12 protein-coding genes are annotated in these 15,674 nt (G+C 60.7%); 4 read left to right on the top strand and 8 right to left on the bottom strand.

From position 1 onward, the window contains the following. Nucleotides 1–16 precede the first annotated feature (16 nt). Nucleotides 17–2,134 (bottom strand): sulfatase-like hydrolase/transferase, encoded by a 2,118-nt coding sequence (locus ACZ6WW_RS16210; protein ID WP_465275113.1) that lies wholly within the window; start codon nt 2,132–2,134, stop codon nt 17–19. 477 nt (nt 2,135–2,611) lie between these two features. Here ACZ6WW_RS16210 and ACZ6WW_RS16205 point away from each other — a divergent pair, with 477 nt between their 5' ends. Beyond that, on the top strand, nt 2,612–3,463 hold the full coding sequence (locus tag ACZ6WW_RS16205; RefSeq protein ID WP_281849218.1) for a hypothetical protein: 852 nt from the start codon (nt 2,612–2,614) through the stop codon (nt 3,461–3,463). Between the two features lie 24 nt (nt 3,464–3,487). Here the strand turns inward: ACZ6WW_RS16205 and ACZ6WW_RS16200 are convergent, their stop codons facing one another. Further along, complete coding sequence (locus tag ACZ6WW_RS16200) at nt 3,488–4,276, bottom strand: LytR/AlgR family response regulator transcription factor (RefSeq protein ID WP_465275112.1); 789 nt, start codon at nt 4,274–4,276, stop codon at nt 3,488–3,490. Next, nucleotides 4,273–5,388, bottom strand: a complete 1,116-nt coding sequence (locus tag ACZ6WW_RS16195) for a sensor histidine kinase (RefSeq protein WP_465275111.1) — start codon at nt 5,386–5,388, stop codon at nt 4,273–4,275. The genes ACZ6WW_RS16200 and ACZ6WW_RS16195 overlap by 4 nt, the downstream gene beginning before the upstream one ends. A gap of 218 nt (nt 5,389–5,606) precedes the next feature. On the opposite strand from ACZ6WW_RS16195, the gene ACZ6WW_RS16190 reads away from it, so the two are divergent. Further along, entirely contained in the window at nt 5,607–6,020 is a 414-nt protein-coding gene (locus ACZ6WW_RS16190; RefSeq protein WP_465275110.1) for a hypothetical protein, read from the top strand. Here the strand turns inward: ACZ6WW_RS16190 and ACZ6WW_RS16185 are convergent. Next, nucleotides 5,990–6,277: a DUF1330 domain-containing protein gene (locus ACZ6WW_RS16185; RefSeq protein ID WP_465275109.1), complete on the bottom strand. Its 288-nt coding sequence runs from the start codon at nt 6,275–6,277 to the stop codon at nt 5,990–5,992. The two genes, ACZ6WW_RS16190 and ACZ6WW_RS16185, sit on opposite strands and share 31 nt — an antisense overlap. Before the next feature lie 185 nt (nt 6,278–6,462). On the opposite strand from ACZ6WW_RS16185, the gene ACZ6WW_RS16180 reads away from it, so the two are divergent. Continuing rightward, nucleotides 6,463–7,347, top strand: coding sequence for an EamA family transporter (locus ACZ6WW_RS16180; protein WP_465275108.1), 885 nt, complete (start codon nt 6,463–6,465; stop codon nt 7,345–7,347). A 3-nt stretch (nt 7,348–7,350) separates the two neighbouring features. On the opposite strand, the gene ACZ6WW_RS16175 is transcribed toward ACZ6WW_RS16180, so the two are convergent. Further along, on the bottom strand, nt 7,351–9,294 hold the full coding sequence (locus ACZ6WW_RS16175; protein ID WP_465275107.1) for an AI-2E family transporter: 1,944 nt from the start codon (nt 9,292–9,294) through the stop codon (nt 7,351–7,353). A gap of 128 nt (nt 9,295–9,422) precedes the next feature. Here ACZ6WW_RS16175 and ACZ6WW_RS16170 point away from each other — a divergent pair, with 128 nt between their 5' ends. After that, on the top strand, nt 9,423–10,895 hold the full coding sequence (locus ACZ6WW_RS16170) for an efflux transporter outer membrane subunit (RefSeq protein ID WP_465275106.1): 1,473 nt from the start codon (nt 9,423–9,425) through the stop codon (nt 10,893–10,895). Nucleotides 10,896–11,174: 279 nt separating this feature from the next. On the opposite strand, the gene ACZ6WW_RS16165 is transcribed toward ACZ6WW_RS16170, so the two are convergent. The 3 genes from ACZ6WW_RS16165 to ACZ6WW_RS16155 form a co-directional block, all read right to left on the bottom strand. After that, complete coding sequence (locus ACZ6WW_RS16165; RefSeq protein WP_465275105.1) at nt 11,175–12,227, bottom strand: hypothetical protein; 1,053 nt, start codon at nt 12,225–12,227, stop codon at nt 11,175–11,177. Between the two features lie 471 nt (nt 12,228–12,698). Beyond that, entirely contained in the window at nt 12,699–13,841 is a 1,143-nt protein-coding gene (locus ACZ6WW_RS16160) for a CHASE2 domain-containing protein (RefSeq protein WP_465275104.1), read from the bottom strand. Nucleotides 13,842–13,881: 40 nt separating this feature from the next. Beyond that, on the bottom strand, nt 13,882–15,549 hold the full coding sequence (locus ACZ6WW_RS16155) for a FecR family protein (RefSeq protein ID WP_465275103.1): 1,668 nt from the start codon (nt 15,547–15,549) through the stop codon (nt 13,882–13,884). Nucleotides 15,550–15,674: the final 125 nt, after the last annotated feature.

Here is a 15,674-nt window from a genome sequence, read left to right as displayed (position 1 = left end):
TCCATGCCTGTCTGTGTCAAAGCCTGCCGCTGGGATACGCGCTGGGATAGGGCGATAACCAAGCCGCTTCCTGCCGTGCCAGTTCTTCGCGCAGAGCCTTGGCGGTAGCCACTACGTCTTCCTCCGTCACCCCTGCCGGCATGGCGGATGCTGCGATCGGTGTTGGAAAGGCGCCGTTATAGACGATCAGGTTGACGTTCTCGATCGGATCGTGAGCCAGGTTGTACAGCTCCCACTGATCCGGCACAGGCTGTGGACTCCACGGGTCGCAATAGCGCACCAGTTTCCAGTCGCCGCTGCGCAGCGCGCGCACGTGCGCGGGCTGACATACCGCACCGGGTGTCAGATCCGGCAAGTGACGGTGTGGTGTCGCATCTGCTGTCGGTGGCGTACGCAACAGTTCGACCGTCGCGGCAAATACCGCGTACTGCTGCTGCGAAGTGACGTTGTGCGGATCGTCGTCGCGCGGCAGCGGTTCGGTGATCATATCGTCAGTGGCAAACAGAACCGCCTTGCGCTCCTTGCCATCGGGTCCGATCACCGGCCCGCCACCCGCTTCGATCAGCGGCACAAGATTCGCCCCGGGCAGTGCCGCGGCGGGGTGCGTCTTGGACAGATTGCGGCGAGCCCGTTCGATTTGTGCGGTGCTCGCTCCGGCGATCCCCAGCAGCGTCGGCAAGATGTCGATATGGCTAGTAAGTGCATCGATCGACACCGGCGTATCCCGGTCGGTATTGAACTGTTTGGCGCTTACCAGAAAAGGCACATGCACTGTCTCCTGATAGGCGCCGTGCCACTTCTCGATCATCATGCCGTGCGACGCGCCGTACTCGCCGTGATCGGACGCGAATACGACCACGGTATCGTCGCGCAGGCCGGCTTCGTCCAGAGTCTGCAGTACGCGATGGATATGCCGGTCGACCATCGAGATCATATAGGCGTAGTACTGCAGGAACCCGGTGGCGGCGCCATCGGCGTCTTCCTGCAATTGGAAGGGAATCGGAATGGCCAGCGTCGCCTCGATGGCGTTGCGTAGCTGCGTCGCCTCATCGCCGCCCTTGGCTTCGGCAATGCTGAGGCCGGTCTTTGCTGCAAGTCCCAAGGCCACCTTATAGGCGTAGTCGTATTGGGCGCGCGGCTTGTTGTTGGTCAGCAGGTCTTCGTTCTGCGTGGGCGATGCGGTGGCGCATGCCTGCGGCAATCCCAGCGGGTTCATCGGGATGCGAAACGTGCCGTTCTTCGGCGCCGCGCTGAAGGTGCCGGGCAGCGGCACGGGCACCGACATGCCGGGCCCGAACTCCGGCTGTTCCAGGGGTTCGTTCGGCGGAAACTGGGGTTTCAGCGCACGCGGCAAGGTCGGGTAGGTGGCGATGTCGTGCGGATTGGTGAACGAGCACACCGCAAAGAAAGGCTTCGGCTCCGGCACGACAGGGCTGTCGGGAGCGTTCGCGCTGACATGGCCTGTGTTGCGTGCGAACGGCACGCCCAGGCCGCGATTGCGCAGGAACGCACAGGCCAGGTCGGCGAACTGATAATCGCGATAGGCGCCCATGTTGTTGGTCAACGAGCCATGCGGTTCCGGCCACGACAGCTCCCAATCGGCGAACCCGAATCCTTCCAGCGTGTGCTCCGGCGGGTCGCTGACATGCCACTTGCCAAAGTAATGCGTGCTGTAGCCGATCTCACGAAAGTAGTCGCCAACAGTAGGGGCGCCATCGGCCTTGAGCCAGGGGAAGTTTTGCGCGTCGCCGCTCTTGAACAGACCGTCGGTCTGCGTCACGCCGCTGCGAGGACCGTACTGCCCGGTCATGATGCTGGCGCGACTCGGGATACAGGCGGATTCGGCGATGGTGTGATCGGTAAACACGACCCCGTATTCGCGCAGCTTGCAGAAGCCAGGGTAGTACTGCGCCCATGCGTTGTTGGCCGGATCGATATTGCCGACAAAATCAAGCACCTGTTTGATGCCATCGGCAAACCCTGCCGATCCGTATCCACTGCCGGGATAGTAAAGCTGATCCACCATGATCATCAGGATATTGGGGCGGGATTTGCGCTCGCTTGCTATCTGCTGTGCCTGTCCTTGCCCTGCGCTATGGCTTGCCGTGGTGCTGCCGCTCTTGTCGCTCTGCATACTTCCCCCTGTTGTTGGTTGGAACTCCAGGCCGGCTTTGGGCCAGCCGTACCGCATACATGCAAACGCTGTTTAGCTAATTGCCGGGTCGGTGCCGACAACTCTGTTTCGGAATCTGGATTCTGATCGAAGGTTAGTCACGAAAAGATGGCAATTAAGCGACAATTGAGACCTTGAGTAGCGCCGATTTCCATCATTTCCAATGGCAGTCAGGATGCCGGGGATGGTTTCCAATAAGCTGATTTGGATCAATATTTCCCCGGGGAGTGTTTAATGGCTACGTCCTTTTAATATTAGTTTGGATATCGAGGAGGCATAAATCAACTCGATTCTCGAGTCCAATGCCCCCGGTTACATGCCGGCCGGTCGATCTGGCCTACTACTTCGGACCTAGCGACATCCCCTTTTTTTCTGAGAATACTCTGGCGGCCCGGCCTGGGCTCATTCGTAGCTGAAATGCATCGAAAGGGGGTGGTTATGGCATTCGATGGAGGTCTGCTCCAGTACGGCTTGCCCGGCCTTGCGCTTGGTCTGATGGGCGGCGTCGTTACGGGGATTATCGGAAAGAACATTTCGCCGCAGCAGCATGCGACGCTGAAAACCTGTTTCAAGTATGCGACGATTTTTCTTATCGTGTGCAGCGTATCGAGCGGAGTCAGCTCGTTGTTCGATTATATGAAGAGTGGCCGCAATCCACGTGTGACCATAGCGGTTGAAGTTAAACCCAGTCTGGAGGGACTTGTGCCCGACTCGGCGCCGCTGATTACCACCACACTGACCCCCACTCCCTCAGAAAAGCTTGTCGATGTTTCTTCTGAAGGTCCCAACAGCATCGTTCAAGTAAATGTCGAAAAGCTCGCGAATCACTACAAGCAGCTGAAGATCGACAATGTGCAATTGCACGCGCAAGTCACCAATAACGCGGCGGCCAGTGCCGATCGGGCGCAGGTATTTGCGGCGGTCATCCCGACGCCTCCGGCGATGAAGAGCCGCATTGATAAAGTACTCGCATCTGCGCAACCTTCCGTGGTTGCCGAGGCCGTCTGCAAAGAGAGCAACTCCGCCCAATGCGGCTGGGCGCAACTTGCCGGAGGCAATGTCGACGCAGCAAGTAAGTCGTTTGCGGTGGCTACGACGGATGCGTCATTGCCTCGGGATCAGGTCGCGTCAGCGACCAACGGGCTGGGCTACACGAAGCTGACCCAGGGTAAGACCGAGGAGGCGGTGGTGCTTATCAAGAAGGCGGCAGCCGACGGTGATAGGGGAGCCAGCAGGCAGCTCCAGGCAGTACAGGCAGCGGCTGCCCAGAAGGCTGCTGCGATTCACTGACGTCTGTGCGGCAGGGGGCCGACTCTATTCGTCCCGCTTCACATCCCGAATCGGCACAAGCCGTAAAAAGGCCTCATGCTGATAGCGGCTCATGCGCAGCTTCTGTCCGGTATCCATGGTGACGACGTGGTGGCCGTTGAACCAGGGATGGATGGTTTGCACGCGGCGCATATTGATGATGGCCGAGCGATGAATGCGTGCGAAGTGCTGAGGATCGAGGCGCGAGGCAAGCGTTGTCATGGTCTCGCGCAGTTCGTGGACACCTTCGGCCAGGTGAAGCAGTACGGTGTTGCCGCTGGCCTTGATCCATACGATATCGTCGACGTCGACGAAGATAATGTGCTCGTCGGTGCGCACGGGAACACGCTTGAGATAGCTGTCGCGCTGGCGCATGGCGTCCAGCGCTTGCAGTATGCGCTCCGAAGGGGCTTCGTCCTTAGCGTCGCGGACAGCGAGCCGCCTTTTGACGCGGGCCAGCGTATCGGCGAAACGTTCGCGACTGAATGGCTTTACCAGATAGTCCACTGCATTCGCCTCGAATGCGCGGACGGCATATTGCTCGTAGGCGGTGACAAAGACGGTTGCCGGCATGCGCCCGGCCCCGATGGCATTGACGACCTCTATGCCGTTCATCGCAGGCATCTGGACGTCGAGAAAGATCAGATCGGGCGACTGTTGCCGGATCGATCGGACAGCCGAAGCTCCGTCGCCGCACTCGCCGAGCAGTTCGATATCCGGATCGTCGCGCAGCACGCGTACGATCGCGTGACGTGCGATCGGCTCGTCGTCCACGACGAGTGCCGTGATGCTCATGTCGTCTCCACCTCCGGTACGTCATCGGGCTCTTCAAGTTCGCGGAACGGCAGGCGCAGGCGGCAGATCACCCCCTGCGGCCAGATCATTTCCAGGCGGACCTGCGCCGCATCGCCATAGAGCTCGCGCAAGCGCAGTGCCGTGTTGGACAGTCCGATGCCACGCCCGGACGTGGATGTGGCTCCGGCCTCCAGCCGACTGTTACGGTTGCGCACATCGATGCAGAGGCTATCGTTCTCGCGCCGGCTTTCGATCTCGATGCAGTCCGCGCCGACATGCTCGCCGATGCCGTGACGAATGGCATTCTCTACGATTGGCTGAAGGATCAGGCTCGGTACCGAGCAGTGCAGGGTATCCGGGGCGATATATATCTGCGTCGTGAGGCGGTCCTTGAAGCGTGTCCGCTGAATGCCGAGATAGAGGTCGAGCAGTATCAGCTCCCGCTGCAGGCTGATCTCCTGGCCATCATAGTCTTCCAGAAATGCGCGTAGCAGATCGCTCAGGCGCAGCAGCATGTCGCCTGCCGACAAGGTGTCCTCATCGAGGAGTGTCGAGATGGCGTGCAGCGTATTGAACAGAAAATGCGGCTGAAGCTGCGACTTGAGGGCCTGCAGTCGCGATTGTGCGAGTTCGGCTTCCAGTCGGCTTGCTTCCAGCTCGCGACGGGTTTTCTCGGCGTGGAATGCCATCGCCTGCTGAATCGCAAACAGCGCCCAATAAGTGAGCAACCCGGTTGCGACATGGAAGCCGAGAAACAGCCGAAGCTGCTCCATAAAGGAGCTCGGCTCGAATACGGTGGATATGGCCGCATCGATCACCATCGCCAGCAGCGTCACGCCCAGACTCACCGACAGGGGCTTGCCCAGTTTGCGCAGGCGCACAGGGGCTTGAATGGGATATCTCGCTGCAAGCCCGAATATCCAGGGCGCCAACGCAGCCCAGGTGTACCACTGGATCATGGACCAACGCAGATAGTCTGAGATGTCCCAGACATGCTGACCGCCGACGACGTCGTTCAGGTATCGCTGCACGGTGAACACCAGAACCACGGCTGTCCATAGGCCGAGATAGCGGGCCAGGCCGATGTCGGTGTTGCCCAGGCGAACCTTCATTGCGATATATCCAGGGTGGAACGCTTGTCCATCTTAAGTGCCGGGATTGGTGGTGAAAAGCAATGTGCCAGATCGCTACGATTCGTCATCATCTCACGACGATTCGTCCCGAATAGCTTTCATGGCAAGGCAAGGAAAGGGTTGGATGAGCTGCCTGTCGTCGGTGCAACCCATTGCACGCAAGACCGGCACCTCAACAACCTGTCTGGAGCGCCGCCGTGCATCTGACCCGTATCAGCGCCTTCGTTGCAACGTTTGCCGTGGCTGCAGCGATTCTTTCCGTCGGTAATGCGAAGGCCGACGATGAGCACAAGCCCGTGCATCATTTCCGTATCGTCAACGCCACGTTCGACAGTGTGACCGGCCTGGCTTTCGCGCCGCCCCAGGATCCGGCCTTTCACGATATGAATCTCGCGGCGCCATTGCAGGGTGGGCTGACGTCGATCACGGTGGATGTGCCTGGTGAAGGATGCCTGCGCGATGTTCGCGTGACATTCCGCAACGGCCGGACATTGATTTATCCGAACCTTGACCTGTGCCGGTCCGATGGTCTGCGCCTGACAGCAGGCGCAAGAGGCGACGCAAGGCCAGCTTTTGGGGCTCAAACACCTTCAACCATCACGACGCGATAGGTAGCGCCCTTGAAGCGGTGCTGCGCTACTTCCTGATAGGCCGGGCTGTCGTACCAGGTTTTCGCCTCGGCCATCGTTGGGAAGGAGATGATCACGACGCCTTCGACAGGCGCGCCCTCAAGGGTCTCGTGCTTGCCGTATAGCGCGAGAAAGCTCACAGGGTGGCCATCGAAGCTTGGCTTGACGGAGGCCGAGTAGCGTTCGAGTTCAGCAGCATCCTGGGTGCTCTCACGGATGAAGACGATATAGGTGGTCATGCGGTATCTCCTGGGCAACGGGACGAGGAACCGTCCCATTTGTACTCGCATGGATGTGAGTGATGCATCAGCCAACGTCTGCTGCCACCACCTGTCAGCAGTATCCATGGCACGGCGGCCAGAACAGTGGGCTTCATCCGAGACTGCGGGCATCATAGGCACATCACTCCCCGCTGGTCGTACCCATGTCGTCACGCTCCGCCGTTGCCCCGATCGCACTTGCGGTCGGCGTGCTGTTGATCAGCATGGTTTCGTACCAATGCGGCGCCTCGCTGGCCAAACACCTGTTTCCGCAGGTGGGGGCGCAGGGTGCAACGGCTTATCGTCTGGGGCTTAGCGCGTTGATGCTGCTGTTGTGGCGACGCCCATGGCGCCGATTCACCCAGGGGCGCGACTGGCGCGCATTGTGGGGCTACGGCCTTTCGATGGGGGCGATGAACCTGGTTTTCTACATGTCGCTGCGCACGATTCCGTTGGGCATCGCGGTAGCGCTCGAATTTACCGGGCCGCTGGCGCTGGCGTTGTTTGGCTCGCGCCGGCTTGTCGATTTCATCTGGATCGCGCTGGTGATCGCAGGACTTGCCCTGTTGCTGCCGTTGCGCGGGCAGATGCAGGCGCTCGATCCGATCGGCGTGATGTACGCGCTGGCGGCGGGCGTAGGTTGGGCGCTGTATATCCTGCTGGGCAAGAAGGCTGGCGACGGTTATGGCGCCGATGCTGTGACGCTGGGTACCTCGATCGGTGCCTTGCTGGCGATCCCGTTTGGTGCCGCGCATGCAGGGAGCGCGTTGCTATCGCCGGCACTGTTGCCTTATGCCTTGGGCGTGGCGGTGCTGAGCTCGGCGCTGCCGTATTCGCTGGAGATGGTGGCGCTCACCCGGTTGCCGGCGCGTACGTTCAGCACCTTGTTGAGCCTGGAACCGGCTATCGCTGCGGTGGCCGGTGTGGCGTTGCTGGACGAGCAGCTCAGCTTGCTGCAATGGCTGGCGATCGTAGCGATCATCGTGGCGGCAGCCGGCACCGCATTGAGTGTGCGCCGACCACCGCTGACCGAGCCGTTGGTGAACTGAATCCTACAGTTCCGGTGCGCCCTGTTGGGTTTTTCGATCGACCTTCGGAAACTGCGCGATCGCCAGTTGAGTAGCGTGTTCAAACGAATGAGTCACGTGGTCGGCGGCGGAGTGATCCAGCGTGAGGTCGGGCCCGGTAAGCAGTTGCGGGAGCAGAACGACGACGATCGGAGTATCGGGAAAGCGGCCGCGCATATCGGCGGCGGAAGATACGCTGGCCTTGTTCGAATCGAGCGTGTCGATGCTGACCAGGTACACCATCGATACGCCATCGACAGTGGCACCTTCGGGAGGATTTTTTTCAAACGCGTCGATTTCTTCCAGCGAAAAGTGTCGTGCATCGATATCCAGATCGCGCAGAATGCGCGCGAGGATTTCCGTGCACAGATCGTCGCCCAGGCCACCCAGGCCGACGCACAGAACTACGGACCTCGGCGCGACTTTCAACGAGCCTTGCCAGCGCCCGCTGGTGCTTTCCCGCTGCTGCCTGAGCACCATTCCCAGGTTGCTGCCTTCCAGTACCGAAGAAGGGCGACGACGCCAGCGCGATAGCGAGCGGTCCTTGCTTCCCAGTGATTCGATCGCACGGACGATCGCGGTTCGAACGACCACCTGTTGCTGTTGATTGATCACGCCCTGATTGAGATCGCTGCGGGCGAGCTGCAGCGCGGGCAACAGGACAACGTCGCAGTAGGCGGCGAAAGATTTTCTGCGCAGAAAACCACGCGCATCGGCAATGATCTCATCCGAGTCGCCGGAGAGCGCGCGTTGATAAAAGCGTTGCGGCATGGTGAGTGCGGGCAGGTCGCCAAGCAGTACATCGAGCAGCATCAGCGCCTTGACGTGTCGCCCGGCGACCACCAGGCATAGCGACAGCGGCGTGGATACGATCAGCCCGACCGGGCCCCACAGCCAGCTCCAGAAAATGGCGGCGACCACCACGGCCAAAGGAGACAGGCCGGTGGTATGGCCATAAAGCTGCGGTTCGATGACCTGTCCGACGATCAATTCGACAACCAGATACAGGCCGACGGTCATCAGCATCATCGACCAACCCGGTTCGACCGCGGCTGCCAATATGCCGGCGAAGATCGCCGCCAACCACACACCGACATAGGGAACAAAGCGCAAAAGCGCTGTCATGATGCCCCATAGCGGTGCACTGGGTACGCCGATAAGGGTGAGCCCTATCCAGATCACCACGCCAACGCCGAAGTTGACCGCAAATTGAGATGCAAAGAAGCGCGACAGTCGTGCGCTGGCATCGTTGATCGCCGCAGTGGTCGCACGAAGATCGGTGCCACCTACCAGGCGGATGAAGCGATCTCTCAGCGACTCGTATTCGAGAAGCACGAAGAACAGAACCACCAGTATGATGCCCGCGCTTTGCAGCGGCACCCATATCGACGAGAAGATATGCGTGATGGCCTGCATCGAGTTCGTTCCCGATAGATGCAGCGGTGTCGTATCGTCCGGTACCTCGGTAACCGCGGGGCGATGCGTGTCTTCGACGCGTGGCGAGGACGACGACTTGTCGTCGAAAAGTTGTTGCATCAGGGTCTTGGTCGAACCCTGCATGGCTTCCAGGCGACCAAGCGACGCATCGCGCAACGTATGGACTTTTGCCTGGATAGTCGTTTCGTACTGCGGGAGGCTCCTGGCCAGATGGACGACCTGCGAGCCGACCACGGCGGCCAGGTAACCCAGGAAGACGGCAAGGATGAATACCGCCACGAAGACGGACCCGCCGTGCCCCAGCCCGATCTTGCGCAAGCGGCGGACCACCGGGGCCACCAGCAGGCTCAGCAGGATCGCCAGCGTGATCGGGATGAGCACCTCTCTACCCAGATACACCAGGCCCAGCACGGTCGCGCTGGCCATGATCGCGATGGCGCGATACGGCGCGGGCGTTACCGGCGACGGGTCTGAGGCAGACGGCAACGGCATGAGTGACTTCCCCTGGCAGAAGGCTTCATTCTGCCACGGTGGTGCGGGCGGCAGGCGCGGCGCGGCTGCTTGTCCTTAAGGCCGGCAGGTACCATGTTACGCAAGCATGATTGCACTCGAGTATTGCCATGATCATCCATAGACCCCTCGTTTCCCGCAGCCTTGGCATAGCCCTCGGTGCCTTGCTGGCCGGATGCGCCAGTAGCGGCCATTTGCAGCCCAGCGGTCACCTGACCGATGCACAAAGCCTCAAGTCCGATCAGAGCCTGGCGGGCGTGCAGCTCAGCCCAACGGCGTGGCCCAAGGAGGATTGGTGGATCGGCTTCGGCGATCCGCAGTTGACGGCGCTCATCAACGAGGCCCTGCAGAACAACCCGAGCCTGGCCATCGCCAGCGCACGCGCGAAGCAGGCCCAGGCTGCCGCGCAGGCGGTCGATGCCGGCCGTAAACCCCAGGTTGCGCTGGATGCGGCGATGCTGGGCTCCCGGTTGTCCAGCAAGGATCCGATCTATCCCCCTTATGCGCTCGGTACATTTGTCTGGGCCAAGCAGGCCGATCTCGAGCTGTCCTGGGACCTCGATATCTGGGGCGGTCGCCGTGACGCGTGGGAAGCGGCACTCGGACGCAGTCGAGCGGCGGACATCGACGCGCATGCCGCGCGTATCCAGCTGTCGGTGAACGTGGCGCGCTCTTATGTGCAACTGAGCTATGCCTTCGCGCTGCGTGATGTCGCCGAACAGGAACTCGCGCGCGCCAAGCAATCGGCGAGCTATACGCATCGGCTGGTCGCGGGCGGGCTGCAGCGGCCGCAGCAGCAATATCTGGCCGACTCGCAGGTCGCCAGCGCGGAGCAACAGAAAACCCAGGCGGATCGCGCCATCGATGCGGCGCGTAGCAGCCTTTCGGTCTTGCTGGGGCAGGGGCCGGATCGTGGGCGCACGATCGATCGTCCGACGCTGGTCGACACCGGTGATGTCGTTCTTCCCGACCAGATTTCCATCGACTTGCTTGGACGTCGCGCCGATCTGGTGGCGGCGCGTTGGCAGGTCGAAGCCGCCGGCAAGGAGATCAAGGCGGCCAAGACAGCGTTTCTTCCCAATATCAGCCTGAGTGCCATGGCCGGCTTTGTCGCCGTGGGCGGCAGCACGAACCTGTTCCAGCTGCCCGCGCGCACGTATAGCGTGTCGCCTGCGCTCACGCTGCCTATTTTTGACGGTGGCAAGTTGCGCGCGAATCTGGCGGCCAAGGATGCCGGCTACGACGAAGCGGTAGCGCGCTACAACACCTTGCTGGTCAGTGCGGTCAACGATGTGGTCGACCTGGTGTCGGCCGCCGATTCGGTGCGCACGCAGATCACACAGGAAAAGCGGGCGCGGGATGATGCGCAGAAAAGCTGGAACGATGCGCAAGCCCTCTATAAAGGCGGTTTGACCGATGCGATTACGCCGCTGGTAACGCGCCAGCAGTTGTTGCTGACCGAGCAGCGGCTTGCCGTGTTACAGAGTCAGCAGACGGATATCGCCGTTCGACTGATCGAAGCGTTGGGCGGTGGTTATGACGCGTCGGCGCAGACGGCTGAAGTGGCGGCGGAGAGTCATTGAGTTTTGTAAGAGCGACTTCTGTCAACCTCTAGAACCCCCTCCTTAATTCGTCATCCCGGCGTAGGCCGGGATCCATTCCTCAGTCCTCGCTCGTCAGACAACGCATGGCAAGCATTTACGCTGAAGAGTAGATCCCGGCCTGCGCCGGGATGACGAGAGTGAAATCTGAGGTTATTCGGAGTCAGCCTTCAGTCGCGACTCCCTACTAATACACATAAAAAAAGCCGAGGGGATCGCTCCCCTCGGCCTCTCACCCAATAATTCCAACTATTAGCCGGTTTAGTTGGTCTCGGGGAACTGGATCGACGGCGTCGAACCGGATGACGCGGTGCAGGTGCCCAGGTTCAAGTTGTTGGTCTCACCCGTCGTGCCCGCATTGGACGCGCAGCTCGGAGCAGAAGTGCTGCCGTTGCTCACGGCAACCTTCACGGTGATCGAGGAACCGGTGTTGAACTTGGCCTCCGAACCACCGGCGTTACCGACAACGTTGAACTCCGATTGCTTCCACACGGTCGCCAGGAAAAGCACGCTGTCCTTGCCGCTGACGCTATAGGCGTGAGTGCCGTTGGTGAAGGTCACGGTGTCGTTGCCGCCCGATACCACCGTACCCGAGAGCTTCAGATTGGCGAGCTGGGTAGCCGGTACATCGGGAGCCGACACGGCGGCGCTGTTCTTGTAGCAATCGCCAGCGCCATCGCTGCCGAACCCGCTCGGGCAGCTGGTGCCGCCGTAGCCGATCAGCCAGTACTGCATGAAGACCGCGGCCTGACCGTTGACGTTGTAGTCGGGCGAGTAGATGAACTGCTGCCACACGGTACAGCCGGAATGGCTCTTACAAGCGGCCGTGGTGGAGTTGAAGTTCGAATTGATCTGCAGCGTGTATTCGTTCGGGCCCAGGATGCCGCCACCGCCAAACGCGGCCACACCCACGCCGGTTTCGGACGTGACGCCGGTGACGGAAGGGAAGGTGCCCGTGGTCGTGCTGATCAGGCTCGACGACGAAAGCGCGTAGTCGTGGCCGTTGCCGGTGGTCTGCGATGCACCGCCTTCGGCGAGGCTCAGGTTACGGCGCGACGGCACCGGCGGTACGGAATGCACGCGTGCCGGCGCAACGTTGCAACCGACCTGCTTCCAGATGATGCTCGGATACTCAGCCTGATAGCACCCTTCCGCCGGTGCGGAGGTATGCGAAATCGCTTCGCGCCAATCGGCGCGTGCTTGAGTTTCGAGCGGGCCGACCTGCGCGAGACTCTCGTCACCTGCCTGCGTAGCGAAGGCGGACGGCAACCAGGCGGCACCCGCCAAGCTGGCCACGATCGCGATCTGAATCATGTAACGCGCCCCACGTTTCATGCTTGATTGCATAACAACCTCTCCCATTAGTAGTTTTTCGACTCCGGACTATCCGAAAGTCGTGACTTCCCCTGAAGCAAAAGCGAAAACACTCACCATGAATTTATAAACTCATGCGCGCGGCGTTTATTTCGGCCGCAATAATGCAAAGACTGGATAGTCTTTCGCAAATAAATTCGATTTTGTGCCATTATGTAATTTCTTGCGACGTGTCGAATTAAGATATCGCGCGCGCAGAAGATATTTCTTTAAAAACCAGCAATTTGCAGTATGTTTGGCACTAATGTAACAACGATTGTGCCCGTCTAATTGTGCTGGTTTTGTGACGTGTAACGGCTTTATGGGATTGAGTAACGGGAGAGAGGCTGGCGTCAGAGTTTATTTATTTTTGTGATGATACGTAAACGTTTAATGGATAACCTGGTATTTATCGATACCGGTTAATCGGCCTCAGCCGCGCGAGAGTCTCGCTGTCCACCAGCACGCCGCAAGGCCAATGACAGTCACCGCCAGGCACGTTGCCGGAGGCCACCATACAGATGCGCCGCGCAATAGAAGCAGGCTTGCGACAAGGCTTGCCGGCAACGTTACGAGCGCAACACGCCACAATCGACGGAAGCCCGGCAGACCGTAAAGCAGCAAGGGTAACGCGATCAACGCCGCATTCAGTGCCAGCTGATTGAAGAAATTCAGCGGCGTAATCAAGCGGCCGTCCTGGATGGACTCGAGTATGTTCGCCTGGTATTCGACGCCAGGCATGAGCGGGTTGCCACCCGAGACCGATGTCTCCAGGCGATCGCCCAGGCCTTCGGCGGTTGCGCCGACCAGTACCCAGCGTCCCTTGAGCAAGGCAGGAGGGACATGTCCGTCCAGCACGTCGATGTAAGAGACCTGATTGAAGCCGCCGATGGGCGCGGCGAAATGCAACATGACATAGTCGTCGCGCACCCATTGATAAGGCGACCCATCGCCTTGTTCCGGATTCTGCAAACCCGGTATCGGCACGGACGGCGATTTGTTGCCGAGATCAAAGAGCGAGAGCGCTAACGCAGACCAGTGCGGTTGCCCCAGGCCTGCCTTCAGATAGACGCCGCGTGTGACGCCGTCCGGGTCCTTGGATGCGTCGACGTGACCGAATGCGGCCGCGTCGTGCGCGATCACCGGGGCCGGCAGCATTTCTTCCAGCACGCCGCCCAGCTCGGTGGCTTCGGCAAAGACCGGCATGACGACGTGGCCGTTGCGCCCGATCGCTTGTGCAACGGCGAGATCGTCGTCGGGGTGGTCCGCATCCGCTTCGGCCATGGTGATATCGATGCCGACGCCGCGCACCCCGGCCGACGTCAGGCGATCGATAAGCTTCGCATGGACCGAACGAGGCCACGGCCAGTTGCCGATCTTGGCCAGGCTTTGCGGGTCGATCGCCACGATCACCACGTTGTCACTGGCCGGGTACGACCAGTAACGCATATGGAAGTCGTACAGAACGTCATCCGCTCGTTCCGCGATGCCGCTGGCCATCAGCAAGGTCACCGCGGAAATACCCGCGAACCAGGTCAAGAGACGTCTGGCGAAAGTCAGCGGATCAAAGTGCATTCAACGTCTCATGACTTTTAACACCAGCGCTTATAACACCTCAGAGCACCAGCCAAAGCAGTACGACACCGCCTCCCGCTTCGACCCAGCGGCATGCCGTGCATGGAATCCGGGTTCGCTGGATCGGACCCCAGGGACCGGCATAGCCGTCAGTGTCGATGGTTTGCACGCGTACGTACCATTTGCCGGATGGCAATTTCTTCAAGCTGAGCTGCGGCTCGCTCACAGTGTCGTCCACCAGCAGCTTGGAGAAATCGGTCTTTTGCGAGAGCTGAATATGGTAACGCTGCCCCGGTGTGCCTTCAGGCCAGCTCAGTACCAGATCGCCACGCTCATGCTTGGGCGCACCGGGTTCGGGGGCGGGCGGATCGGGCACCAGTTCGAACGGCATCGACTTGGTGTATGGGCCGACCTTGCCTTGAGCGTCACGGCTGGCCACGCGCCAGAAGTAGTGGCCATAGGACAGCGATTGCGGCGCGCGCCTGTCGCTGCCGTGGACCGTCTGGTCGTCGGCAAGCAACTGGCCGAAGGCCGGGTCGCTCGATAGCTGCCACACATACGAGGCAGCCTGCTGGCTTTCCGTCCAGCGGAATGTCGGGCGCGCATCGCGAACCTTGCTGTTCGGTTGCGGCTCCAGCACCAGTGGCGGTTGCGGGTTGGCGGCGATCGCCAACAGGCAGGTGGCATCGAGCCCTTCGAGCTGGTTGTTGCCGATGCCGCGCACACGGATCGCGTAGCCGCCATTGCCCAGGTCGGGCAGGTTGATCTTGTTTTCGTCGATGACCTGATCGAGCAGCAAGGCCTCGAACTTGGCGCTCGGTGCGATCTGCACACGGTAATGTTGTGCGTTCTCCAATGCGGTCCACTGAAATTCAAACGGGATCTGGCTGACCGGATCCTGCGGGCAGTGCAGTTCGGGCGCCGACAGCAAGGCCTCGGGCTGGCCGGGTGCGGCGTTGCCGGAGGTGGCTACGCCCAGGCCCGTCTTGACCATCACATGGCGTTTGTCGTTGCCGACATCGACGCGCCCGGAAACCACTTCGGTTCGCGCGGTGCCATCGTCGGCATTGGCGACAACACGGAAATGCGTGCCGCGCACACTGGAGATCGTATTGGGCGTGGATACGCTGAACCGTGCCGCGTTACCGTTCAGCGGGATGACGTCGCTGTTGATGCGCCCGCGCTTGAGCCGCATGCGCGTGTCGACCATGCCGGTGCCGCCGTATTCGCTGAGGCGGTCCAGCGACAATTCGCTGTCGCTCTGCATAAGCACGTGCGAACCGTCGGCCAGTTCGAGCGTGAGGCTGGCACCAGCGAGCGTGACCAGGTCGGTGCCGAAACCCACCGACATGTCCTTGACCACAGGGATCGCCTGCGCGGCATCGGTTGGCTTGGCGGTGGCGTTGCCGATAACGGCGATGATCTTCGCGGGCGCGGGTCGCAGGCGCAGCCACGCTATGGGGACATGCATGGTCATCCCCGGCGGCAGATGCAACGGATCGGCAACGTTGTTATAGCCCTGCAGCTTCTGCCAGGGCACGTCGGGCTTCAGAAAGCGGGCGGCCAGATCCCAGATATTGTCCCCCGGGCGCACGCGATAGCTCCAATCGGCCGTCGGCGCTGCGAAAGCGGGTATGAACATGGCCGCGAGCGATGCGGCTACCAGCCACTTGCCAAGCTGACACCGTCCCCTAGTGCGGTATGACATGTAAATCCTCAACTGTTGCGCCCCCAGAAGCGCTGCCGCACGTCCTCCCTGGCCAAGGATCGTCCGGATCCCTAGGCAAAGTTGCGGCTTTCAGCAAGGGCTATTGTCTCGAACTGTGATGGAAA

The organism is Dyella sp. NPDC103356 (assembly GCF_055584465.1).
Note: the sequence above shows the minus strand (reverse complement) of the source record. Positions and strands in the feature narration are given on the sequence as shown.

Excerpts from the sequence above, each read along its gene's own strand:
- ACZ6WW_RS16175 (WP_465275107.1), bottom strand. The coding sequence starts at position 9,294 with ATGCCGTTGCCGTCTGCCTCAGACCCGTCGCCGGTAACGCCCGCGCCG.
- ACZ6WW_RS16180 (WP_465275108.1), top strand. The coding sequence starts at position 6,463 with ATGTCGTCACGCTCCGCCGTTGCCCCGATCGCACTTGCGGTCGGCGTG.
- ACZ6WW_RS16160 (WP_465275104.1), bottom strand. The coding sequence starts at position 13,841 with ATGCACTTTGATCCGCTGACTTTCGCCAGACGTCTCTTGACCTGGTTC.
- ACZ6WW_RS16210 (WP_465275113.1), bottom strand. The coding sequence starts at position 2,134 with ATGCAGAGCGACAAGAGCGGCAGCACCACGGCAAGCCATAGCGCAGGG.
- ACZ6WW_RS16185 (WP_465275109.1), bottom strand. The coding sequence starts at position 6,277 with ATGACCACCTATATCGTCTTCATCCGTGAGAGCACCCAGGATGCTGCT.
- ACZ6WW_RS16205 (WP_281849218.1), top strand. The coding sequence starts at position 2,612 with ATGGCATTCGATGGAGGTCTGCTCCAGTACGGCTTGCCCGGCCTTGCG.
- ACZ6WW_RS16200 (WP_465275112.1), bottom strand. The coding sequence starts at position 4,276 with ATGAGCATCACGGCACTCGTCGTGGACGACGAGCCGATCGCACGTCAC.
- ACZ6WW_RS16170 (WP_465275106.1), top strand. The coding sequence starts at position 9,423 with ATGATCATCCATAGACCCCTCGTTTCCCGCAGCCTTGGCATAGCCCTC.
- ACZ6WW_RS16155 (WP_465275103.1), bottom strand. The coding sequence starts at position 15,549 with ATGTCATACCGCACTAGGGGACGGTGTCAGCTTGGCAAGTGGCTGGTA.
- ACZ6WW_RS16165 (WP_465275105.1), bottom strand. The coding sequence starts at position 12,227 with ATGATTCAGATCGCGATCGTGGCCAGCTTGGCGGGTGCCGCCTGGTTG.
- ACZ6WW_RS16195 (WP_465275111.1), bottom strand. The coding sequence starts at position 5,388 with ATGAAGGTTCGCCTGGGCAACACCGACATCGGCCTGGCCCGCTATCTC.